Below are 21348 nucleotides of genomic sequence, written 5' to 3' on the forward strand. Positions count from 1 at the left end.
CGGACCCGGCAGGCCCACCGGACCCGCCGGGCCCGTCGTCCTCGGTGCTCCCTACGCGGCCGGTTCCACCCCGGCCCGCAGCAGCCCGTACGTGTAGGCGTCCTCCAGGGCCTGCCAGGACGCGGCGATGACGTTGTCGGCGACGCCCACCGTCGACCACTCCCCCGCCCCGTCGGACGTGGAGATCAGGACGCGGGTGGTGGACTGGGTGCCGTACTTGCCCTCCAGGATGCGGACCTTGTAGTCGACCAGCTCCAGCTTGGCGAGCTGCGGGTAGATCTTCTCCAGGGCGACCCGCAGGGCGCGGTCCAGGGCGTTGACCGGGCCGTTGCCCTCCGCGGTGGCGACGATGCGCTCGCTCTTGGCCCACAGCTTGACCGTGGCCTCGTTGGCGTGGGTGCCGTCGGGGCGGTCCTCGACGATCGCGCGCCAGGACTCGACGTCGAAGTACTTCAGCGGCCCGCCCTCGGTCTCCGCGCGCAGCAGCAGCTCGAAGGAGGCGTCGGCCGCCTCGTACGTGTAGCCCTTGAGTTCGCGCTCCTTGACCCGCTCGACGACCCGGCCGACCAGTTCGCGGTCGCCGCCGAGGTCGATGCCGAGCTCCTTGCCCTTGAGCTCGATGGAGGCGCGCCCGGCCATGTCGGAGACGAGCATCCGCATGGTGTTGCCGACCTGCTCGGGGTCGATGTGCTGGTAGAGGTCCGGGTCGACCTTGATCGCGGAGGCGTGCAGTCCGGCCTTGTGCGCGAAGGCGGAGACACCGACGTACGGCTGGTGCGTGGAGGGGGTGAGGTTGACGACCTCGGCGATGGCGTGCGAGATGCGGGTCATCTCGCACAGCCGGCCGTCCGGGAGGACCTTCTTGCCGTACTTCAGCTCCAGCGCGGCCACCACCGGGAAGAGGTTGGCGTTGCCGACGCGCTCGCCGTAGCCGTTGGCGGTGCACTGGACGTGGGTGGCGCCCGCGTCGACGGCGGCGAGGGTGTTGGCGACCGCGCAGCCGGTGTCGTCCTGGGCGTGGATGCCGAGCCGGGCGCCGGTGTCGGCGAGCACGGTGGCGACCACGGCCTGGATCTGCGCCGGGAGCATGCCGCCGTTGGTGTCGCACAGGACGACCACGTCGGCGCCGGCCTCGGAGGCGGCGCGGACCACCGCCTTCGCGTACTCGGGGTTGGCGCGGTAGCCGTCGAAGAAGTGCTCGCAGTCGACGAAGACGCGGCGGCCCTCCCCCGTGAGGAAGGAGACCGTGTCGCGGACCATCTCCAGGTTCTCGTCGAGGGTGGTACGCAGGGCGAGCTCGACATGGCGGTCGTGGGACTTCGCGACCAGCGTGATCACCGGTGCGCCGGAGTCGAGGAGCGCCCTGACCTGGGGGTCCTGCGCGGCGCTGGTGCCGGCGCGGCGGGTGGCGCCGAAGGCGACCAGCGTCGCGTGCCGGAACTCGATCTCCTGCCGGGCGCGGGCGAAGAACTCGGTGTCCCGCGGGTTCGCGCCGGGCCAGCCGCCCTCGATGAAGCCCACGCCGAACTCGTCCAGGTGCCGTGCGATGGCGAGCTTGTCGGCGACCGTGAGGTTGATGCCCTCGCGCTGGGCGCCGTCGCGCAGGGTGGTGTCGAAGACGTGGAACGAGTCGTCGGGCTCGCTGGTTGCGGTCATGGTCTGAAGGCTCCTGAGTTGATCTCGGTCTACCGGAATGACCGGTTCCACCGTTCCCCCATGGTCCCTCGCGCCCCGTTCCCGGCCGCGGGTGGGGCCGGGAAACAGAAAAACCCCTCGCGGGTGCGAGAGGTCTGCGCGCGGGTCGAGGACGACGGTGTCCGCCCGTACCGTGTCGTACGTGCGGTCACTGCGGACCGGCGCGCCTGCTGCCAATAATCGTGGCGAACGAGAGCACGGGGGCAGTCTGGCACAAGCTGCCCCCGTGCTCACGATCCGTCTCAGGATGCGGGCGGTGTGTGTTCACCCGCGGGGGATTCAGCCCAGCCGGTGCATCCAGCCGTGCTTGTCCTCGACGGTGCCGCGCTGGATGTCGAGAAGGGCCTGGCGCAGCCGGGTGGTGACCTCGCCGGGCTCGCCGCCGCTCTGCCGCCACTCGGCGCCGGCCCGCTTGACCGTGCCGACCGGGGTGATGACGGCCGCCGTACCGCAGGCGAAGACCTCGGTGAGGGTGCCGTTCTCCGAGTCGCGCTGCCACTGCTCGACGGAGACGCGCTCCTCGACGGCCTCGTAGCCGAGGTCGCGGGCAACGCCCAGCAGGGAGTCACGGGTGACGCCCTCCAGGATGGAGCCGCTGAGGGTGGGGGTGACGATCCTGTCGCCGTACACGAAGTACAGGTTCATGCCGCCGAGTTCCTCGACCCACCGGTGCTCGACCGCGTCGAGGTAGCAGACCTGGTCGCAGCCCTTGGTGGCGGCCTCGGCCTGGGCGAGCAGGGAGGCGGCGTAGTTGCCGCCGGTCTTGGCGTCGCCCATGCCGCCGGGGACGGCGCGGACACGGTCCTCGGAGACCCAGATGGAGACGGGCTTCACACCGCCCGGGAAGTAGGCGCCGGCCGGGGAGGCGATGACCAGGAACAGGTACTCGTTGGCGGGCTTCACACCCAGCCCGACCTCGGTCGCGATCATGAACGGGCGCAGGTAGAGGGACTCCTCGCCGCCGTGCGCCGGCACCCACGCCTGGTCCTGGGCGACGAGGACGTCGCACGCCTCGATGAAGGTCTCGACCGGCAGCTCGGGCATCGCGAGGCGCTTGGCGGAGCGCTGGAAGCGCTCGGCGTTCTTCTCGGGACGGAAGGTGGCGACGGAACCGTCGGGCTGCCGGTAGGCCTTGAGGCCCTCGAAGATCTCCTGCGCGTAGTGCAGGACGGTGGTCGCGGGATCGAGGGGGATCGGCGCGTACGGGACGAGCTGGCCGTCGTGCCAGCCGCGGCCCTCGGTCCACTTGATCGTCACCATGTGATCGGTGAAGTGGCGGCCGAACCCGGGGCTGGCCAGGATCGCCTCGCGCTCTGCGTCCGAGAGCGGGTGCGCCGAGGGCTTGAGCTCGATCGTGGGCGTCGTCATGAGTGGTTGTCCTTCACCGGTTGTAGTGACGGGCCGCGCACACTCCCGTACGGCCGGTGGCCAGTACTAGGACGTCCGAGCATTCCCTCATTCCGCGGCTCCGCGTCCGATTATCGCCCGGAGGCGACGGCGGACGGAACAGGGTGGATGCGGCCCGGTGGTCGATGGTGGCACCCGGCGGGGACAGGGAAAGCCGCCGGGTGCGGATGCGACCCGGCGGCTTCGAGTGGTGTCGAGGGGCGCCGGGTCAGCCGGCTACTCGTGCGGCGAGCGCGTCGCCGATCTGCGAGGTGGAGCGGGCGGGCAGGCCGCCGCGCTCCGCGAGGTCGGCGGAGACGGCGTCCTCGATGCGGGCCGCCTCGGCGTCGTGACCGAGGTGGCGCAGCAGGAGGGCGACGGACAGGACCGTGGCGCTGGGGTCGGCCTTGCCCTGGCCGGCGATGTCCGGGGCCGAGCCGTGGACGGGCTCGAACATGGACGGGTACACGCGGTCCGGGTTGATGTTGCCGGAGGCCGCGACGCCGATGCCGCCGGAGACGGCCGCGGCGAGGTCGGTGATGATGTCGCCGAAGAGGTTGTCGGTGACGATGACGTCGAAGCGGGCCGGGTCGGTGACGAGGTAGATCGTCGCGGCGTCGACGTGGATGTAGTCGGTGGTGACCTCGGGGTACTCCTCGGCCACCTTGTTGAAGACGTTCGTCCACAGGTGGCCGGCGAAGGTCAGCACGTTGTTCTTGTGGACCAGCGTGAGCTTCTTGCGGGGGCGGGCCTGGGCGCGGGCGAAGGCGTCGCGGACCACGCGCTCGACTCCGAAGGCCGTGTTGACGGACACCTCGGTGGCGACCTCGTGCGGCGTGCCCTTGCGGATGGTGCCGCCGTTGCCCGTGTAGGGGCCCTCGGTGCCTTCGCGGACGACCACGAAGTCGATCTCGGGCTGGCCGGCGAGCGGCGTGGCGACACCCGGAAGGAGCTTCGACGGACGCAGGTTGACGTGGTGGTCGAAGGCGAAGCGGAGCTTGAGCAGGAAGCCGCGCTCCAGGACGCCGGAGGGGACCGACGGGTCGCCGATGGCGCCGAGCAGGATGGCGTCGTGCCGCTTCAGCTCGTCGAGGTCGGCGTCGGTGAGGGTCTCACCGGTGGCGTGGTACCGCTTGGCGCCGAAGTCGTACTCCTTGGTCTCCAGCTTCACATCCTGCGGAAGGACGGCGGAGAGGACCTTGAGACCTTCGGCCACGACCTCCTGGCCGATGCCGTCACCGGGGATCACTGCGAGATTGATGCTGCGAGACATGCGGGCACCCTACTCCTCGTCCCACGGGATGACATGCGGTGTCCGGCATACGGACGCCACCGGCGTGTCAGTGGCCGGTCGAACCGCCGTTGTCCCTGCGGTCGAGGGCGCGCTGGAGCGCGGCGGCGGCGTTCCTGCGGTCGGATTCGCTGGTGCGGGAGGTGTGACGGACGCGGCGGCGGACGGTCGTCTCGGCCATGGGTCATCGACTCCTTCGGCATACGTGGAGTACGGAAAGGGGGTTGCGAGACGCCGAGTGGGGCGGGGAGCGGCGGACCGCAGGGGTTGCCTGCGCGGGGTCCGGCTCACGACCGCCGTTCGCTTGATCGAGCGATTCGTTCGGCTCCTACAAAGCTAGAGGAGCGGACCGCATCTGTCTGCACAATTACTCGGGCTTCCTACTATCTGAGACGGCGAACCCGGTCACACCGCTCCCACCTGCGAAAACACCGGACGGGCCAGGTCGGGGGGTGACCTGGCCCGTCCGGGGTCGGGGTGGGCGTCAGCCCATGTGCGGGTAGCCGTAGTCGGTCGGCGGAACCAGCGTCTCCTTGATGGCGCGGGTCAGCGTCCAGCGCATCAGGTTCTGCGGGGCGCCGGCCTTGTCGTTGGTGCCGGAGGCACGGCCGCCGCCGAAGGGCTGCTGGCCGACGACGGCGCCGGTCGACTTGTCGTTGATGTAGAAGTTGCCGGCCGCGTAGCGCAGCTTCTCCATCGTGTACGCCGCCGCCGCGCGGTCGTTCGCGATGACCGAGCCGGTGAGGGCGTAGTCCGACACCGACTCCATCTGGGTCAGCATCTCGTCGTACTTGTCGTCCTCGTAGACGTGCACGGCGAGGATCGGGCCGAAGTACTCGGTGCGGAACACCTCGTTCTCCGGGTCGGCGCACTCGATGACGGTCGGGCGGACGAACCAGCCCTCGGAGTCGTCGTAGGAGCCGCCCGCGACGATCGTGCAGGCCGCGTCCTCCTTGGCGCGGTCGATGGCGGCCTTGTTCTTGGCGAAGGACCGCGCGTCGATGACGGCGCCGATGAAGTTGGACAGGTCGGTGACGTCACCCATCTTGATGCCGTCGACCTCGGCCGCGAACTCCTCCTTGAAGCCGGAGTTCCAGATCGACGCCGGGATGTACGCGCGCGAGGTGGCGCTGCACTTCTGGCCCTGGTACTCGAAGGCACCGCGGGTCAGGGCGGTCTTCAGCACCGCGCGGTCGGCGCTCGGGTGGGCGACGACGAAGTCCTTGCCGCCGGTCTCGCCGACCAGGCGCGGGTAGGTGCGGTACTTCTCGATGTTCTGGCCGACCGTCTTCCACAGGTGCTGGAAGGTCTTGGTCGAGCCGGTGAAGTGGATGCCGGCCAGGTCCCGGTGGTTCAGGGCGACCTCGGAGACCTCCAGGCCGTCACCGGTGACCAGGTTGATGACGCCCTTGGGCAGACCCGCCTCCTCCAGCAACTGCATCAGCAGCACGGCGGCGTGGGTCTGCGTCGGGGACGGCTTCCAGACCACCACGTTGCCCATGAGGGCCGGCGCGGTGGGCAGGTTGGCGGCGATCGCGCTGAAGTTGAACGGCGTGATCGCGTAGACGAAGCCCTCCAGCGGGCGGTGGTCAAGGCGGTTCCACACGCCCGGGGAGTTGGCCGGGGGCTGCTCGGCGAGGATGCCGCGCGCGTAGTGGACGTTGAAGCGCCAGAAGTCGACCAGCTCGCAGGGGCTGTCGATCTCGGCCTGCTGGGCGGTCTTGGACTGGCCCAGCATGGTGGAGGCGGCGATGGTCTCGCGCCAGGGGCCGGCCAGCAGCTCGGCGGCGCGCAGGATGATCGCCGCACGGTCGTCGAAGGCCATCGCGCGCCAGGCGGGCGCGGCGGCGAGGGCCGCGTCGATGGCGTCCCGGGCGTCCGCCTGCGTGGCGTTGGCGTAGGTGCCCAGGCGGGCCTTGTGGTTGTGCGGCTGCACGACGTCGAAACGCTCGCCGCCGCCCATCCGCTTGACACCGCCGATGGTGCAGGGCAGGTCGATCGGGTTGTCGGCCAGCTCCTTGAGCTTGGCCTCCAGCCGGGCGCGCTCGGGCGACCCGGGTGCGTAGCCGTGCACCGGCTCGTTGACGGGGGTGGGGACCTGGGTCACAGCGTCCATGGGTGGCGTAACTCCTTGTCGTGAGCGGTGTGGTGTCAGCCCTTGGTGATCATGCTGCGGACGAAGAAGCGCAGGTTCGCCGGCTTCTCCGCCAAGCGGCGCATACTGTGCCTTCCCGGGGGGCAACCCCCGGACCCCCGGCCGGAGCCGGGCGGCGGCACAGCCGAGTTGTCTCAGCCACGGCTGACCATGCTCCGCAGGAAGAAGCGCAGGTTCGCCGGCTTCTCCGCCAGGCGGCGCATGAAGTAGCCGTACCAGTCGGTGCCGTAGGCCGTGTAGACGCGCATGCGGTGGCCCTCGGCGGCCAGTCGCAGGTGCTCGTCGCCGCGGATGCCGTAGAGCATCTGGAACTCGTACTCGTCGAGCTTTCGTCCGGCGGTGCGGGCCAGCTCCTGGGCGATGGAGATCAGGCGCGGGTCGTGGGACCCGATCATCGGGTAGCCCTCGCCCTCCATCAGCGTCCGCAGGATGCGCACGTACGCCTTGTCGATCTCGTGCTTCTGCTGGTAGGCGACCTCGGCGGGCTCCTTGTAGGCGCCCTTCACCAACCGTACGCGACTGCCGGCCGCGGCGAGGCGGCGCGCGTCCTCCTCGGTGCGGAAGAGGTAGGCCTGGATGACACAGCCGGTCTGCGGGAAGTCCTTCCGCAGCTCCTCGTGGATGGCGAACATCGAGTCGAGGGTGGTGTGGTCCTCGGCGTCCAGCGTGACCGTGGTGCCGATCCCGGCGGCGGCCTCGACGACCGGGCGGACGTTGGCGAGGGCCAGCTCGTGGCCGCCGTCCAGCGCCTGGCCGAACATCGACAGCTTGACGGACATCTCCGCGCGCGGGCCGAGCTCCAGCGGCTTCAGCCGGCCGATCAGCTCCAGGTACGCGTCGCGGGCGGCGGCGGCCTGCTCGGGGGTGGTGATGTCCTCGCCGACGACGTCCATGGTGAGTTCCAGGCCGTTGCCGGTGAGTTCCCGGATGATCGGCAGGACCTCGTCGACGGTCTCCCCGGGGATGAAGCGGTCGACGACCTGCTTGGTCACCGGGGCCGCCGAGATCAGGCGTCGCATCCGGTCGCTGCGCGACGCGGCGAGAATCACGGGACCCAGCACGGGGCACCTCCACAAGCTGCATGAGGCCGTCACCCGACGCTTCGGGTACGGCACGGAGAACCACCGTGAAACCTACGGATGCCCCCGATCGTGGACCATCGACAGCTGTCACGCATCCGTGCCGCAGATCTCAGACAGATGTATGAAGGCGTTGGAATTTTGCGGCAGAATGCCCGGGTGGCATCGGAACACAGGGACGACTACCAGGAGCTGGTGGACGAGATCTCGGAGCTGCTGGGCGCTCCGGCGACCCTGGAGAACCGGGACTTCGAGCTGATCGCCTTCGGGGCGTACGACAGCGAGGGCGACCTCGATCCGTCCGCGCTGGACCCGGTGCGCACCCGCTCGATCCTGACCCGCCGCTCGACGGCCGCCGTCCGCGCCTGGTTCGAGGGCTTCGGCATCACCCGCGCGACCGGCCCGGTCCGCATCCCGCGCACCCCGGAGGCGGGCGTGCACCGGGGACGGATCTGCCTGCCGGTACGCCATCGGGGAGTCGTCCTCGGCTACGTCTGGCTGCTCGACTACGACCCCGGCCCCTCGGAGCGGCAGCTGGACGCGGCCATGCGGGTGACGGCGCGGATCGGCGCGCTGCTCGCGGACGAGGCCCAGCACGGCGCCGACCTCACGCGGGAGCTGCGCGCGGTGCTGACGGCGGAGCGGGACTGGCAGCGGGAGATGGCCGTCGCCGAGCTGCGCACCGCCCTGGGCGGCCGCGCCGACGGTCCGTACACGGTGGTCTGTGTCGCTCCCTGGCCCGCCACCGATCCGGACGACGCCCCCTCGGTGCGTACGGTGCCGGGGGCGACGGCGCTGTGCACCCTGCCGTGGGGTGCCACCGCCCTGTCGCTGGCCCTGCTGCTGCGGCTGCGCTCGACGGACGTACTGGCCCCGGCGACGACGGCGGCCTCACGGCTGCTGGAGCGGGCGGGGTCGGGCGGTCCCCCGGTCGCCGCCGGGATCGCCGCGCCCCGAGCGGGTCTCGCCGACCTGGGCGCGGCCTGGGAGGAGGCGTCGGCGTCGGCCCGTGCGGCGCTGGCCGAACCCCGGCTCGGACCGGTCGCCCGGTGGGCGTCGATCGGCCCGTTCCGGCTGCTGACCGCGCTGCCCCCGGGCGCCGCCCGCGACCCCGCCGTCAGCCCTCTGCTCTCCCCCGCGCACGCCGAACTCGCCCGCACCGCCGAGGTCTACCTCGACCGCGCGGGCCAGGCCGGCCGCACGGCCGCCGAGCTGGGCATCCACCGCCAGACCCTGTACTACCGGCTGTCGCGGATCGAGCAGCTCACCGGCCTGGACCTGGACGACGGCGAGGACCGGCTGCTGCTGCACATGGCGCTCAAGGCCGCCCGCCTGTAGTGGCGGCCCCGATCACCCGGCGCAGGCCGGCGGTCAGCCGCCCGCCGTCGGGCGCGGACTTCGGGTCGAAGGTCCACTGGGCGATGAGGCCCGTCATCAGGGTCACGTAGAACGCGCCGACCGTGTCCGCGGTCTCGTCGGACACGTCCTCCTCCCGGCCGCCCATCAGCAGCGGGACCAGACCGCGCCCGGCCTCGCGCTGCGCCGCCGCCAGATGGTCGCGGACCTCGGGGAGCCGGTCGCCGAGGGCGAGGACCTCCATGCTGAGCCGCCACACCGAGCCGGGCTCCTTCATGGTGCCGATGATGTTCGACCACACCCGCTCGAACCGCTCCAGGGAGCCGGGCACGGTCTCGTCCACGGTCCCGTCACCCTCGAAGGCGCCGCCCATCCCCTCGACCAGGGACACATAGGCCTGCGCGAGCAGCGCGTCCTTCGACCCGTAGTGGTAGCCGATGGACGCCAGGTTGGTCCCCGACTCCTTGACGATGTCCCGCGCCGTCGTGCGCACGAAGCCCTTGGCGAGCAGGCAGCGCCTGGCGCCCTCCAGCAGATCCTCACGGTGTCCCATGGCGTCACCTTACCCACCCCTCCATACGCACGTATTAAACGGCCGTCCTAGACAAGCGTATAAGACGTGCGTACAGTCACCGCCATGACAACGAATCCGCCCCGCGCCGGCCGCCGCGAGTGGACCGCGCTCACCGTGCTGATGCTCCCGCTGCTGCTGGTCTCGATGGACGTCTCCGTCCTCTACTTCGCGATCCCCGAGATCAGCGCCGACCTGGAACCGAGCGGCACCCAGCAGCTGTGGATCTTCGACATCTACGGCTTCGTCCTGGCCGGCCTGCTGATGACGATGGGCGCCCTCGGCGACCGCGTCGGCCGCCGCAGGCTGCTCCTCCTCGGGGCCGCGGCCTTCGGCGCCGCCTCGCTCCTCGCGGCCTACGCGCACACCGCCGAGACGCTGATCGCGGCCCGCGCGGTCCTCGGCATCGGCGGCGCCACCCTGATGCCGTCGACGATGGCGCTGGTGCGCACGATGTTCACCGACCCCGCCCAGCGGGCGAAGGCGATCGGACTGTGGTCCGGGGTGATGACGGCCGGGATCGCGCTCGGCTCGGTGATGAGCGGCGTCCTCGTCGAGCACTTCTGGTGGGGCTCGGTCTTCCTGGTCAACCTGCCCGCCATGGCCCTGCTGCTGGTCCTCGGCCCGGTGCTGCTCCCCGAGTCGAAGAACCCCTCCCCCGGCCGCTTCGACCTGCTGAGCGTCCCGCTGTCGATGGCGGCGGTCCTGCCCGTGGTCTACGGCCTGAAGGAACTGCCCTCCGAGGGCTGGAACGTCCGCTACGTCGTCTCGATCACCGTCGGCCTGCTGTTCGCGGTGCTGTTCGTGCACCGGCAGCGCACCACGGCCTCACCGATGATCTCGCCGGCCCTCTTCCGCGGGCACGGCTTCACCCCCGCGCTCACCCTCAACACCCTGTCGGCCTTCGGGATGATGGGCTCGGCGTACTTCACCACCCAGTACCTGCAGTCGGTCCTCGGCAAGAGCGCGCTGGAGGCCGCGCTGTGGAGCCTGCTGCCGTCGCTGCTGATCGGCGCCGCCGCACCGGTCGCCGCCCGGCTCGTCCAGCGGGGCGTGGAGCGCGCGTACGTCGTGACGGCCGGCTTCGTGATCTCGGCAGGCGGTTACGGGCTGCTGGCCCTGGCCGGGCCGGACTCGCTGTGGCTGGTGCTGGCCGCGTGCGGGGTGATGGCCTCGGGCATCGTCGTCGTGATGTCGCTCCTCACCGACCTGGCCCTGAGCTCGGCGCCGGTCGAGAAGGCGGGGGCCGCGTCCTCCCTGCTGGAGACGGGCACGGAGTTCGGCGGTGCGCTGGGGATGGCCGCCCTCGGCTCCATCGGTACGGCCGTCTACCGCCACGAGATGCCGGACGCGGCCCCCGCGATGGCCCAGGAGACCCTGGGCGGCGCGCTGGCCGTCGCCGCCGGACTGCCGGGGCGCGCGGGGGACGCCCTGGCGACGGCGGCCCACGAGGCGTTCACCGGCGGGATGCAGGCGGCGGCGATCGCGGGCGCGGTGCTGCTCCTGGGGGCGGCGGGACTGGCGGCGGCCGGGCTGCGACGGATCCGGGTCCGCGCGGACATGGACAACGCCGGACAGGCTGAGCGGCTCAGCCCGTCCGGCGTGTGAGAACCAGACCCGAAGCGAGGTACCCGGGGGCGCTGCCCCCGGGTACCTCAGACCAGGTTGACCGACCGGGCGGACGTCGCCCCGATCTCCGCGGCCAGCTCACCGAGCACCCCGGCGGCCACCGTGTCGTCGACGGTCAGCACGGCGAGCGCCTCGCCGCCGACCGTCGCACGGGCGACCTGCATGCCGGCGATGTTGATGCCCGCCTCACCGAGGACACGGCCCACGGTGCCGACGACACCCGGACGGTCCTCGTAGCGCAGCACGAGCATGTGGTCGGCGAGCGCCAGGTCGACGTCGTACTCGCCGACCGCGACGATCTTCTGGACGTGCTTGGGACCGGCCAGCGTGCCGGAGACCGAGATCTCCTCGCCGTCGGAGAGGGTGCCGCGCACGGTGACGACGTTGCGGTGGTCGGCCGACTCGGAGCTGGTGGTCAGCCGGACCTCGACACCGCGCTCCTGGGCGAACAGCGGGGCGTTGACGTAGGACACCGTCTCGTCGACGACGTCCTCGAAGACGCCCTTGAGCGCGGAGAGTTCGAGGACCTTCACGTCGTGCTGGGTGATCTCGCCGTAGACCTCGACGTCGAGGCGGACCGCGACCTCACCGGCGAGCGCGGTGAAGATGCGGCCGAGGCGCTCGGCGAGCGGCAGACCCGGCTTGACGTCCTCGGCGATGACCCCGCCCTGTACGTTCACCGCGTCCGGGACCAGCTCGCCGGCGAGGGCGAGGCGCACCGAGCGGGCGACGGCGATACCGGCCTTCTCCTGCGCCTCGTCGGTGGAGGCGCCGAGGTGCGGGGTGCAGACGACCTGGTCGAACTCGAACAGCGGCGAGTCGGTGCAGGGCTCCTTGGCGTACACGTCGAGGCCGGCGCCGGCGACGCGGCCCTCCTTGAGCGCCGAGTACAGCGCCTCCTCGTCGACGATGCCGCCACGCGCGGCGTTGATGACGCGCACGCCCGGCTTGACCTTGCGCAGCGCCTCGTCGCCGATGAGGCCGACGGTCTCGGGGGTCTTGGGCAGGTGGACGGTGATGAAGTCGGAGACCTCGAGCAGCTCGTCCAGCGACAGGACCTTGACGCCCATCTGCGCGGCCCGCGCGGGCTGGATGTAGGGGTCGTAGGCGACGACCTTCATGCCGAAGCCGGACATGCGCTGGGCGACCAGCGCGCCGATGCGGCCCAGGCCGACGACACCGAGGGTCTTCTCGGCGAGCTCGACGCCCGTGTACTTGCTGCGCTTCCACTCGCCGTTCTTCAGCGCGGCGTTGGCCTGCGGGATGTGGCGGGCGGTGGCGACGATCAGACCGCAGGCGAGCTCGGCGGCGGTCACGATGTTCGACGTGGGGGCGTTGACGACCATCACGCCGGCCTTGGTGGCGGCGGAGACGTCGACGTTGTCCAGGCCGACGCCGGCGCGGGCGACGACCTTGAGCCTGTTCGCGGCGGCGATCGCCTCGGCGTCGACCTTGGTGGCCGAGCGGATCAGGATCGCGTCCACCTCGGCGATGGCCGGGAGCAGCTCGGTACGGTCCGCGCCGTTGCAGTGGCGGATCTCGAAGTCCGGACCGAGTGCGTCGACGGTGGCGGGCGACAGCTCTTCAGCGATGAGTACGACGGGTTTCGAGCTCACGTGAGTCCTCACAAGTCCAATGCGGACGGCCGTCCCGACGGCCGCAGGCGGTGAAGAAGTGCTAGCCGCGTGGAAGACGCACGACGCTGTGGGCCTGACGCGTTTGTTGTACAGCAGTCTAGTGGCGCCGAGGGCGTCGTCTTACGCCGCTTCGGAAGGATCACCCGTCCGTGGGGGACGGGTTGGACAACGCCGTACCACCGACGTTACCCCGGGTTCGCCCGGAGGGCCGGAGCATCCCGCTCCGGCCCTCCGGGCGTGAGGCTCACGCCTCTTCGTCGACCCAGCTCATGAGCTTGCGCAGCTCCTTGCCGGTGGTCTCGAGCAGGTGCTCGGAGTCCTGCTGCTTGTACTCGTTGTACTTCTTCAGACCGCCGTGGTACTCGTCCATCCAGTTCTTGGCGAACGTGCCGTCCTGGATCTCGGCGAGGACCTTCTTCATCTCGGCCTTGGTGGCGTCGGTGATGATCCGCGGGCCGGTGACGTAGTCGCCCCACTCGGCGGTCTCGGAGATCGACCAGCGCATCTTCTCCAGGCCGCCCTCGTACATGAGGTCCACGATCAGCTTCAGCTCGTGCAGGCACTCGAAGTACGCGATCTCCGGCTGGTAACCGGCCTCGGTCAGCGTCTCGAAGCCCGCCTTGACCAGCGCCGCGGTGCCACCGCAGAGCACGGCCTGCTCGCCGAACAGGTCGGTCTCGGTCTCCTCGGTGAAGGTCGTCTTGATGACGCCGGCGCGGGTGCCGCCGATGCCCTTCGCGTACGACAGGGCCAGCGCGAAGCCGTTGCCGGTGGCGTCCTGCTCGACGGCGGCGATGCAGGGAACGCCGCGGCCCTCCTCGTACTGACGGCGCACCAGGTGACCCGGGCCCTTGGGGGCGACCATGCAGACGTCCACGCCGGCCGGGGGCTTGATGAAGCCGTAGCGGATGTTCAGGCCGTGCCCGAAGAACAGCGCGTCGCCGTCCTTCAGGTTGTCCTTGATGTGCTCCTCGTAGACCTGGGCCTGGATCGGGTCCGGGACCAGGATCATGATGACGTCGGCCTCGGCGGCGGCCTCGGCCGGGCTCACCACGCGCAGGCCCTGCTCCTCGGCCTTCGCCTTGGACTTGGAGCCCTCGTGCAGACCGACGCGCACGTCGACACCCGAGTCACGCAGCGACAGGGCGTGGGCGTGGCCCTGACTGCCGTAACCGATGACCGCGACCTTGCGGCCCTGGATGATGGACAGGTCGGCGTCGGCGTCGTAGAACAGCTCGGCCACTGGGTTCTCTCCTTGAGTGCAGGTGTTGCGTCCCACCGTATGCCGGTGAGGGGAAGGGAAGTCTCGGAGTCTCGGAATACGGGCGGCCGTTTCGCGGCCGGCCGCCCGTTCCGGGTCTTACGTCTTACGCCGACCGGTCCAGGGCGCGCAGCGACCGGTCCGTGATGGAACGGCCACCGCGTCCGATCGCGATCGTGCCGGACTGGACGAGCTCCTTGATGCCGAACGGCTCCAGCATCTTGAGCATGGCGGACAGCTTGTCGCTGCTGCCGGTGGCCTCGATGGTCACGGCCTCCGGGGAGACGTCCACGGTCTTGGCGCGGAACAGCTGGACGATCTCGACGATCTGGGAGCGCGTCTCGTTGTCGGCGCGCACCTTCACCAGAACGAGTTCACGCTGGACGGCCTGCCCGGGTTCGAGCTCGACGATCTTCAGCACGTTGACGAGCTTGTTGAGCTGCTTGGTGACCTGCTCCAGCGGGAACTCCTCGACGCTCACCACGATGGTGATGCGGGAGATGTCGGCGTGCTCGGTGACGCCGACGGCGAGCGAGTCGATGTTGAAGCCGCGGCGGGAGAACAGGGCGGCGATCCGGGCCAGGATGCCCGGGGTGTTCTCCACCAGGACGGAGAGCGTGTGCTTGGACATGATCTGCTTCCTCTGCTTGAAAGTCCTGACGGCTCTCAGTCGTCTTCGTTGTCGCCGAAGTCGGGGCGGACGTCCCGGGCGGCCATGATCGTGTCGTTGGAGGTGCCGGCGGCGACCATCGGCCACACCATCGCGTCCTCGTGGACGATGAAGTCCACGACGACCGGGCGGTCGTTGACCGAGTTCGCCTCCTCGATCACCTTGTCGAGGTCGGCCGGGTCCTCGCAGCGGATCGCGTAGCAGCCCATGGCCTCCGCCAGCTTCACGAAGTCGGGGACGCGGGTGCCGGCGCTCTTCTCGACGGTGCCGGCCCCGGGGCCGGAGTGCAGCACCGTGTTGGAGTACCGCTGGTTGTAGAAGAGGGTCTGCCACTGGCGGACCATCCCGAGGGCGCCGTTGTTGATGATGGCGACCTTGATCGGGATGTTGTTCAGGGCGCAGGTGGTGAGCTCCTGGTTGGTCATCTGGAAGCAGCCGTCGCCGTCGATCGCCCAGACGGTGCGGTCGGGCATGCCGGCCTTGGCTCCCATGGCGGCCGGGACCGAGTAGCCCATGGTCCCGGCGCCGCCGGAGTTCAGCCAGGTGGCGGGCTTGTCGTACCGGATGAAGTGCGCGGCCCACATCTGGTGCTGGCCGACGCCGGCCGTGAAGATCGTGCCCTCGGGCGCCAGTTGTCCGATGCGCTCGATGACCGCCTGCGGGGAGAGCGAGCCGTCCTCGGGCAGGTCGTAGCCGAGCGGGTAGGTCTCGCGCCAGCGGTTCAGGTCGTTCCACCAGGCGGTGTAGTCGCCGCGGTTGCCCTCGGCGTGCTCCTTCTGGACGGCCTGGACGAGGTCGGCGAGGACCTCGCGGGCGTCACCGACGATCGGCACGTCGGCGGCGCGGTTCTTGCCGATCTCCGCCGGGTCGATGTCGGCGTGGACGATCTTGGCGTACGGGGCGAAGCTGTCCAGCTTGCCGGTGACGCGGTCGTCGAAGCGGGCTCCGAGGGCGACGATCAGGTCGGCCTTCTGCAGCGCGGTGACGGCGGTGACCGAACCGTGCATGCCCGGCATTCCCACGTGCAGCTCGTGGCTGTCGGGGAACGCGCCGAGTCCCATCAGGGTGGTGGTGACGGGAGCTCCGGTGAGTTCGGCGAGGACCTTCAGCTCGGCGGTGGCGCGGGCCTTGAGGACGCCGCCGCCGACGTAGAGGACCGGCCGCTTCGCGGCGGTGATCAGCTTGGCGGCCTCGCGGATCTGCTTGGCGTGCGGCTTGGTGACGGGCCGGTAGCCGGGCAGGTCCATGGCGGGCGGCCAGGAGAAGGTGGTCTTCGCCTGGAGGATGTCCTTGGGGATGTCGACCAGGACCGGTCCCGGGCGGCCGGTGGAGGCGATGTGGAACGCCTGCGCGATCGCCCGGGGGATGTCCTCCGCCTTGGTGACCAGGAAGCTGTGCTTGGTGATCGGCATGGTGATGCCGACGATGTCCGCCTCCTGGAAGGCGTCCGTGCCGATCGCCTTGGACACCACCTGCCCGGTGATCGCGACCAGCGGCACGGAGTCCATGTGCGCGTCCGCGATCGGGGTGACCAGGTTGGTGGCGCCCGGACCGGACGTCGCCATGCAGACCCCGACCTTGCCGGTGGCCTGGGCGTAACCGGTGGCCGCGTGACCGGCGCCCTGCTCGTGGCGGACCAGCACGTGGCGCACCCGCGTGGAGTCCATCAGGGGGTCGTACGCCGGCAGGATGGTGCCCCCGGGAATGCCGAATACCGTGTCGGCGCCGACCTCCTCGAGAGAGCGGATGAGGGACTGTGCGCCCGTGACGTGCTCGACGGGGGCGGACTGTCCTCCGGATCGGGGCCGGGGCTGCGGGTGATGGGCCCCGGTGGCCTGCTCGGTCATCGGCATTCTCTTCTCGATGCTGAGGGTCTTTGCGAAGTTTGTGCGGGTCACGCGTGCTGCTCGGCGGGTGCCTGTGCAACAAAAAACCCCTCGTGCCGTAAGGCAAGCGAGGGGAGCGCGCCGGGTGGTGGTCGCTGAGCGGTCGAGGCTCAGCGTCAGCCGACGCGCTTTCCAAGTACGAGAATTCGGGTGCGCATGGCACTGACCCTCCCCCCGGCGCACACCCACTGTCAAGTGGGTGGGACGGGAGTCTCACGATGTGAGCGCAGTGCCGTACCGCCCTGGAGTACGGCGGTCGCTCCGGTGGAGTACACCCCGGAGCCCCCGCCGACGAACACGGGTTCGGCCGGTCCGGGCGGCACCGGGTAGTGCCCGGCGGTCAGCGCCCTGCGCAGCCGGTACTCGTCCAGCGGCCCGGAGAAGGCCTTGCCCTGCCCGTGCGTACAGCCCATCGCGCGCAGGGCCGCGACCTGCTCGGGCAGGTCCACGCCGACGGCCACGGACTGCAGACCGAGGTCGGAGGCGATCCGCAGCAGCCCGCTGGTGATCTTGTGCAGCCGTGCGGACTCCACCACGCCGTCGACCAGGCCCCGGTCGAGCTTGAGCACGTCGACGGGGAGCCGCCTGAGGGCCGTGATCGCCGCGGAGCCGCCGCCGAAGCCGTCGAGCGCGATCCGGACGCCGAGCCGCTTGAGCACGGTCAGCCGGCGCTCCAGCTCGTCGAGCGACACCCTGGGATCGGTGTCGGCCAGCTCGACGATCAGGGAGCCGGACGGCAGCCCGTACCGGGTCAGCAGGGCCTCGATCGAGCCCAGGGGCAGCGACCGGTCGAGGAGCCGGTGCGCGCTCAGCCGGACGGCCACCGGGACGGGCAGACCGGTCAGGTGCCGTTCGGCGGCCTGCTCGACGGCCTCCTCCAGCACCCAGCGGCCCAGCTCGGCGGTCTTCTCGCTGTCCTCGGCCACACGCAGGAACTCCGCGGGGGTGAACAGCACCCCCTGGGAGGAGCGCCAGCGCGCCTGGGCGCAGACCGAGGTGATCCGGCCGTCCTCCAGGCACACCACCGGCTGGTGCAGCAGGGCGAACTCGCCGTGGTGCAGCGCCGCGCGCAGCCGGGTGGCCAGCTCCGCCCTGCGCACCACGTCCTGCTGCATCTGCGGCTTGTACAGCTCCACCCGGCCCTTGCCGGCGGCCTTGGCCCGGTACATGGCGAGGTCGGCGTTGCGCAGCAGTTCGCCCGCGCCGAGGCCGGGTTCGGCGAAGGCCACGCCGATGGAGGCGTTGACCCGGACATCGTTGCCGTCGATGACGTAGGGCTGGGAGAGGGTCGCTCTCAGCCGGTCGGCGAGCTCGACGATGTGCCGCTCGCGGGCGTCCCGGTCGCGGACGCCGTCGCCGACGATCAGGGCCGCGAACTCGTCGCCGCCCAGCCGGGAGGCGGTGTCGCCCTTGCGGACCGCGTCCTGGAGTCTGCGGGCGGCCTGGACGAGGAGCTCGTCCCCGGCCTGGTGCCCGATGGTGTCGTTGACACCCTTGAAGCCGTCGAGGTCGATGAAGAGCACCGCCGTGCCTCGGAGGGCGGCGCCGCGGTCCGAGGCGCGGCGGCCGGACAGCGCCTGCTGGACACGCCGGGTGAACAGGGCGCGGTTGGGCAGGTCGGTGAGCGGATCGTGCTCCGCGTTGTGCTGGAGCTGCGCCTGGAGCCGCACCCGTTCGGTCACGTCACGGCTGTTGAAGATCAGGCCGCCGTGATGCCGGTTGACGGTCGACTCGACGTTCAGCCAGCCGCCGTCGCCGGAGCGGAAGCGGCACTCGATGCGGGTGGTGGGTTCCTCGACCGGGCTGGCGGCGAGGAAGCGGCGCACCTCGTGCACGACGCAGCCCAGGTCCTCCGGGTGGATGAGACCGGCCAGTTCGGTCCCCTCCAGCTCCTCCGCGGGCCTGCCGTACACCCCGGCGGCGGCCGGGGAGACGTAGCGGAGGATGCCGCTGGGGGCGGCGATCATGATGACGTCGCTGGAGCCCTGCACCAGGGAGCGGAAGTGGTTCTCCTTCTGCGCCAGTTCCTGGGTGAGGGTGATGTTGTCGAGCAGCATGATGCCCTGGCGCACGACGAGCGCGAGCACCACCGTGCCCCCGGTGAGCAGCACGACGCGGTCGACGCTGCGGCCGTTGAGGACGTTGTAGAGGATCCCCAGGGTGCATACGGCCGCGGCGAGGTACGGCGTGAGCGCGGCGAGGGAGCCGGTGATGGGCCGGGAGAGCGGGTACCGGGCGTGCTCGCCGGGCGGCGGGCCGTGATGGTGGTCCGGAGTGGCGTACCGTCCGGGCAGGTGCTCGCGGACCACGCGCGTGTGCCCCTCCCGCTCGGGCCGTCCGCCGCGGGGCGCGGTCCAGGGGGCGTACGCCAGGAGCAGCGAGCCGGCGAACCAGCCCGCGTCGAGGAGTTGTCCGGAGCGGTAGTCGGCGTGCAGCAGCGGAGAGGTGAACAGGGCGTCGCACATGACGGTCAGCGCGAGCGCGCCGATCGCGGTGTTGACCGCGGACCGGTTGACCGCCGAGCGCCGGAAGTGCAGCGCGAGCACCATGCTGACCAGGACGATGTCGAGCAGCGGGTACGCCAGTGACAGCGCGGTGTGCGCGACGTCCGGCCCCTCGGCCCGCGCGGCCTGGGCGAGCGCGAGGCTCCACGCGAGGGTGAGCAGGGAACCGCCGATCAGCCAGGCGTCCAGGGCGAGACAGACCCAGCCGGCCTTGTTCGCGGGCCGTTTGGCGAGCACCAGCAGTCCCACGATGGCGGGCGGCGCGAAGCACAGGAAGAACAGGTCGGCGTAGCTGGGGCTGGGCACGGGAAGCCCGAGGACGACCTCGTACCACCCCCAGACCAGGTTGCCCAGGGAGGCCATGGCCGAGGAGAGGCCGAACATCAGCCAGGCGGGCCGGAACCGGGTGTGGGGGCTGCGGGCGTAGACGAAACAGGACACGGCGGCGGCACCGGCCGCCACGCTCAGTCCGAAATCGCCCATGATCAAAGCGAGTTGTTCCGACCCCCAGCCGAACGCAGCGCCGACGGCGTAGGCCGCGCAGACCAGGGCGAGAACGAGTTGGGCGGCCGGACCGGGCCGGCGGCCGGCGGCCGGTGCGCCGGCCGCCGGCGCCGTCGGCGCGGACTGTTGCCGCAGCGCTCCGTCGAGCGTGGAGGTGGGGGTGGGCGCACTCACCGGTACCTCCCGGTCCGCTCCGCTCCCGGGCCCTCGGGGGGTGTCGTCCGGATCATGCCGGGGACGCCCACGCCCCTTCGGGCGGTGAAGGGGTGAGTGCCGGGTCCCGTGTCCCCGGCATGATCCGGACAGCACTCCCTTCGCCGCCGGTGCACCGGGTGGGCGCGCCTTCCGCGGCTGCCGTGCCGGTGAGGGTGGTGGTCGGAACCGTTCCGGCGGTCGGAACCGTCGTGAGGGTCGCCGCACCGGATGTGGTGGCCGCGGCAGCGCGCGGCCGTGCGCCACGGTCGTCGCCGATGGCTCCGCCGCGTCGGATCGCTCGTCCCCAGGCCGTGCATCGCCCGTCGCCCCCCTCACTGTCCGCAGTGCCCTGCCCCCGCGCCGATGGTCAGCGGCGCGGCCCCTGTCGGGACGATACACCAGTATCGTCACTCAGGGACATAGGTTCTCTACGCTCCGTAACGATCAATCGATATATGAGTACCCACCGCGTCCGGAAAAACGCGGACGGTACTCGAAGTGGACTACAGGTCCCCCGATCCCGTCACCAGAACCACGTTGCCGGGCTCCTCCTGGTTCAGGTGACGGCGCAACTGATCGACCAGCAACCGCTCGGCACGCGGCCGGAAGGCGGAGGTGGGTCCGCCGACGTGCGGGCTGATGAGGACGCCCGGCGCCCGCCACAGGGGATGTTCCGAGGGCAGCGGTTCGGGGTCGGTGACGTCGAGGGCCGCGGTGATGCGGCCGCTCTCCAGCTCGGTGAGCAGGGCCTTGGTGTCGACGACGCCGCCGCGGGCCACGTTCACCAGCAGGGCGCCGTCCTTCATCCGGGCCAGGAATCCGGCGTCCACGAGATGCCGGGTGGTCTCGGTCAGCGGCGTGGAGAGGACGACGACGTCCGCCTCCGGGAGCAGGGCGGGCAGTTCGGCGAGCGGGTGCACCGGTCCGCGCTCCGTGGTGCGTGCGGAGCGCGCGACGCGCGCCACCCGCGCGAGCTCGAACGGAACGAGCCGGTCCTCGATGGCCGCACCGATCGAGCCGTATCCCACAATGAGCACGTTCTTGTCGGCGAGCGCGGGCCGGAACCCGCCGCGCCACTCCCCCTTGTCCTGTGCCCGCACGAAATCGGGGATGCCCCGCAGGGAGGCCAGGATCAGCGTGAGCGTGAGCTCGGCGGTGCTGGCCTCGTGCACACCGCGCGCGTTGCACAGCCGTACGCCGGCGGGCAGGTGCCTCAGACCGGGCTCCACGTGGTCGGTGCCGGCCGACAGGGTCTGTACGACGCGGACGGAGCGCATCAGGGGCATCGGCCGCACACCGACCTCGGCGGGCCTCATGTACGGCACGACGTAGAAGACGCAGTCGGCCGGGTCGGCGGGGAACTCCTCACCGCCGTCCCAGAAACGGTAGTGCGGCCCCTCGGGAAGGCCCTCGATCTCGTCCGGCGGAATGGGAAGCCATACGTCAGCAGCGTTCATGGTCCGGAGGCTAGTTCAGGAGTGCGGAAGGGCAGAGGTTAGGTTGGGGGCCGGAGAGGGAGGGTCACGACC

Annotated in this window: 15 protein-coding genes; 2 read left to right on the forward strand and 13 right to left on the reverse strand. The window is 70.8% G+C overall.

Going from position 1 to position 21348, the window contains the following annotated elements; translation table 11 throughout:
• Positions 1 to 51: 51 nt before the first annotated feature.
• From cimA to IH50_RS0124615, 6 genes are all read right to left on the reverse strand, one after another.
• Positions 52 to 1656: a citramalate synthase gene (cimA, locus tag IH50_RS0124590; protein WP_030866272.1), complete on the reverse strand. Its 1605-nt coding sequence runs from the start codon at positions 1654 to 1656 to the stop codon at positions 52 to 54.
• Positions 1657 to 1974: 318 nt separating this feature from the next.
• Complete coding sequence (locus IH50_RS0124595) at positions 1975 to 3063, reverse strand: branched-chain amino acid aminotransferase (RefSeq protein ID WP_030866275.1); 1089 nt, start codon at positions 3061 to 3063, stop codon at positions 1975 to 1977.
• 247 nt (positions 3064 to 3310) lie between these two features.
• Positions 3311 to 4354 carry a 3-isopropylmalate dehydrogenase gene (locus IH50_RS0124600; RefSeq protein WP_030866277.1) on the reverse strand — a complete coding sequence of 348 codons (1044 nt, stop codon included), beginning with the start codon at positions 4352 to 4354 and terminating at the stop codon, positions 3311 to 3313.
• Between the two features lie 67 nt (positions 4355 to 4421).
• Positions 4422 to 4553, reverse strand: coding sequence for a hypothetical protein (locus IH50_RS43185; protein WP_107062132.1), 132 nt, complete (start codon positions 4551 to 4553; stop codon positions 4422 to 4424).
• A gap of 303 nt (positions 4554 to 4856) precedes the next feature.
• Complete coding sequence (pruA, locus tag IH50_RS0124610) at positions 4857 to 6488, reverse strand: L-glutamate gamma-semialdehyde dehydrogenase (RefSeq protein ID WP_030866279.1); 1632 nt, start codon at positions 6486 to 6488, stop codon at positions 4857 to 4859.
• Positions 6489 to 6661: 173 nt separating this feature from the next.
• Positions 6662 to 7588 (reverse strand): proline dehydrogenase family protein, encoded by a 927-nt coding sequence (locus IH50_RS0124615; RefSeq protein WP_030866281.1) that lies wholly within the window; start codon positions 7586 to 7588, stop codon positions 6662 to 6664.
• A gap of 138 nt (positions 7589 to 7726) precedes the next feature.
• Here IH50_RS0124615 and IH50_RS0124620 point away from each other — a divergent pair, with 138 nt between their 5' ends.
• Entirely contained in the window at positions 7727 to 8944 is a 1218-nt protein-coding gene (locus IH50_RS0124620) for a PucR family transcriptional regulator (RefSeq protein ID WP_199822130.1), read from the forward strand.
• On the opposite strand, the gene IH50_RS0124625 is transcribed toward IH50_RS0124620, so the two are convergent.
• The gene (locus IH50_RS0124625; protein WP_030866285.1) at positions 8925 to 9515 is read right to left on the reverse strand and encodes a TetR/AcrR family transcriptional regulator; all 591 of its coding nucleotides are present in this window, start codon (positions 9513 to 9515) and stop codon (positions 8925 to 8927) included. The genes IH50_RS0124620 and IH50_RS0124625 overlap by 20 nt on opposite strands.
• Before the next feature lie 84 nt (positions 9516 to 9599).
• Between IH50_RS0124625 and IH50_RS0124630 the strand changes: the two genes are divergently transcribed.
• Complete coding sequence (locus tag IH50_RS0124630) at positions 9600 to 11141, forward strand: MFS transporter (RefSeq protein ID WP_030866288.1); 1542 nt, start codon at positions 9600 to 9602, stop codon at positions 11139 to 11141.
• A 47-nt stretch (positions 11142 to 11188) separates the two neighbouring features.
• On the opposite strand, the gene serA is transcribed toward IH50_RS0124630, so the two are convergent.
• The 6 genes from serA to IH50_RS0124660 form a co-directional block, all read right to left on the reverse strand.
• Entirely contained in the window at positions 11189 to 12778 is a 1590-nt protein-coding gene (gene serA / locus IH50_RS0124635; protein ID WP_030866290.1) for a phosphoglycerate dehydrogenase, read from the reverse strand.
• A 265-nt stretch (positions 12779 to 13043) separates the two neighbouring features.
• The gene (ilvC, locus tag IH50_RS0124640; RefSeq protein ID WP_030866292.1) at positions 13044 to 14042 is read right to left on the reverse strand and encodes a ketol-acid reductoisomerase; all 999 of its coding nucleotides are present in this window, start codon (positions 14040 to 14042) and stop codon (positions 13044 to 13046) included.
• A 124-nt stretch (positions 14043 to 14166) separates the two neighbouring features.
• Complete coding sequence (gene ilvN, locus IH50_RS0124645; protein ID WP_030866294.1) at positions 14167 to 14691, reverse strand: acetolactate synthase small subunit; 525 nt, start codon at positions 14689 to 14691, stop codon at positions 14167 to 14169.
• A 35-nt stretch (positions 14692 to 14726) separates the two neighbouring features.
• A complete protein-coding gene (locus tag IH50_RS0124650; protein WP_030866297.1) occupies positions 14727 to 16577 on the reverse strand; it encodes an acetolactate synthase large subunit in 1851 nt (616 codons plus the stop codon).
• 230 nt (positions 16578 to 16807) lie between these two features.
• On the reverse strand, positions 16808 to 19798 hold the full coding sequence (locus IH50_RS0124655) for a putative bifunctional diguanylate cyclase/phosphodiesterase (RefSeq protein ID WP_030866300.1): 2991 nt from the start codon (positions 19796 to 19798) through the stop codon (positions 16808 to 16810).
• A gap of 524 nt (positions 19799 to 20322) precedes the next feature.
• Entirely contained in the window at positions 20323 to 21276 is a 954-nt protein-coding gene (locus tag IH50_RS0124660; protein WP_030866303.1) for a 2-hydroxyacid dehydrogenase, read from the reverse strand.
• Between the last annotated feature and the right edge of the window lie 72 nt (positions 21277 to 21348).

This window comes from Streptomyces sp. NRRL S-37 (assembly GCF_000721605.1).
In the GTDB taxonomy this organism is placed as follows: Bacteria; Actinomycetota; Actinomycetes; order Streptomycetales; family Streptomycetaceae; genus Streptomyces.

Coding starts and splice junctions, on each gene's coding strand:
- IH50_RS0124650 (WP_030866297.1), bottom strand. CDS start 16,577: ATGACCGAGCAGGCCACCGGGGCCCATCACCCGCAGCCCCGGCCCCGA.
- ilvN (WP_030866294.1), bottom strand. CDS start 14,691: ATGTCCAAGCACACGCTCTCCGTCCTGGTGGAGAACACCCCGGGCATC.
- IH50_RS43185 (WP_107062132.1), bottom strand. CDS start 4,553: ATGGCCGAGACGACCGTCCGCCGCCGCGTCCGTCACACCTCCCGCACC.
- IH50_RS0124600 (WP_030866277.1), bottom strand. CDS start 4,354: ATGTCTCGCAGCATCAATCTCGCAGTGATCCCCGGTGACGGCATCGGC.
- IH50_RS0124620 (WP_199822130.1), top strand. CDS start 7,727: ATGTATGAAGGCGTTGGAATTTTGCGGCAGAATGCCCGGGTGGCATCG.
- cimA (WP_030866272.1), bottom strand. CDS start 1,656: ATGACCGCAACCAGCGAGCCCGACGACTCGTTCCACGTCTTCGACACC.
- IH50_RS0124660 (WP_030866303.1), bottom strand. CDS start 21,276: ATGAACGCTGCTGACGTATGGCTTCCCATTCCGCCGGACGAGATCGAG.
- pruA (WP_030866279.1), bottom strand. CDS start 6,488: ATGGACGCTGTGACCCAGGTCCCCACCCCCGTCAACGAGCCGGTGCAC.
- IH50_RS0124625 (WP_030866285.1), bottom strand. CDS start 9,515: ATGGGACACCGTGAGGATCTGCTGGAGGGCGCCAGGCGCTGCCTGCTC.
- IH50_RS0124595 (WP_030866275.1), bottom strand. CDS start 3,063: ATGACGACGCCCACGATCGAGCTCAAGCCCTCGGCGCACCCGCTCTCG.
- IH50_RS0124630 (WP_030866288.1), top strand. CDS start 9,600: ATGACAACGAATCCGCCCCGCGCCGGCCGCCGCGAGTGGACCGCGCTC.